The sequence below is a fragment of the Photorhabdus caribbeanensis genome (genome assembly GCF_018448885.1).
Lineage (GTDB): Bacteria > Pseudomonadota > Gammaproteobacteria > Enterobacterales > Enterobacteriaceae > Photorhabdus > Photorhabdus caribbeanensis.
On record NZ_RCWB01000112.1, the window covers coordinates 1 to 1,078 of the forward strand.

The window sequence follows — 1,078 nt, forward strand, 5'->3', positions numbered from 1 at the left end:
GAGGAGGCTCACGCATCATTTGACCTTGAAAGCGGCCCGCTTATCCGTGCGGCTCTCATCCAGCTCACCGATAGCGAATATCAGTTTTTGCTGACTTTGCATCACATTATTTCCGATGGTTGGTCTTTCAATGTGCTGATACAGGAATTGAACACGCTCTATACGGCGTTTATAGACGGACAATCCGATCCGTTGCCGCCATTGGCGATTCAGTACCCGGATTACGCCGCCTGGCAGCGTCAGTGGTTGTCGGCTGAGCGCATTCAGGTCCAGTCTGACTATTGGCGTGCCATGTTGTCTGACGCGCCGGTTCTGTTGGATCTGCCGACAGATCGGCCCCGTCCGCCGGAGCAGTCGTTTGTCGGCGATACGGTGCCGGTTAACTTAGATGTTGAATTAACGGCCGCCCTGAAACGCCTGAGTGAGCAGCAGGGCGTCACCTTATTTATGACGCTGTTGTCAGCCTGGGTAGTGGTTCTGTCACGCTTGTCAGGTCAGGACGATGTGGTGATTGGCACCCCGAGTGCGGGCCGTAGTCGTCAGGAAGTAGAGCCGTTGATTGGTTTCTTTGTCAATACGTTGGCATTGCGCATGGATTTATCCGGTGAGCTGACCGTGGCCGAGTTGCTGGCGCGAGTCCGGCAAACCGCATTGGCGGCCCAGGAGCATCAGGATTTACCGTTTGAGCAGGTGGTGGAAATTGTGCAACCGCCGCGCCGACTGGCGCATACCCCATTGTTCCAGGTGATATTTGCCTGGCAGAACAATGAAAGCACGGACTGGAAACTGCCGAAGCTGGCCGTCTCACCGGTCGATCAAGTGATTGATGTTGTTAAGTTTGATCTTGAGCTGGGCTTGTCAGAAGAGGAGGGCAGGATTGTCGGGGCGTTGAATTATGCCACCGCCCTGTTTGATCCATCGACAGTGGAACGGCAGGTGGAATATCTACGCGCGGTGCTGCAAGCGATGGTGACTAACTCTCAACAGCCGGTTGGAGAAATGGATATTCTGTCTCCGACGGAGCGCAAGTTGTTGCTGGAAACCTGGAACGCGACGGAAACCGCGTATCCTGATGCAT

At 54.7% G+C, this 1,078-nt stretch carries 1 protein-coding gene; it reads left to right on the forward strand.

From position 1 onward, the window contains the following. Nucleotides 1–1,078: condensation domain-containing protein (locus EAE90_RS23195; protein WP_214055445.1), on the forward strand; the 1,078-nt coding region annotated here is incomplete at both ends.